Genomic DNA, 289 nt, shown 5'->3' on the forward strand with positions numbered 1-289 from the left:
GTGACGCGGAGCGTCACGGGATGCATTCCCACGCGGAGCGTGGGAACGATCATTACGTCAGGAAGTGCCACATCAGCAATGTGCCCACCAGGCCCACCACCGACACAATGGTCTGCAACACCGACCACACCCAGATCGTCTGCTTCAGTTGCAAGCCGAAGTATTCGCGCACCATCCAGAAGCCGGCATCGTTGACGTGGCAGAAGAACACCGAGCCGGCACCAATCGCCAGGGCGACCAGTGAGCTTTGCGTCGCCGCCAATCCCGCCATCATCGGCGCGAGGATGCC

At 61.6% G+C, this 289-nt stretch carries 1 pseudogene; it reads right to left on the reverse strand.

The annotated features are described in order from the left end of the window. Positions 1-52 precede the first annotated feature (52 nt). A pseudogene (locus HX846_RS21600) lies at positions 53-289 on the reverse strand (GntP family permease); the annotation flags it as partial.

Origin of the sequence: Pseudomonas sp. K5002 (genome assembly GCF_013386655.1) — a bacterium.
In the GTDB taxonomy this organism is placed as follows: Bacteria; Pseudomonadota; Gammaproteobacteria; order Pseudomonadales; family Pseudomonadaceae; genus Aquipseudomonas.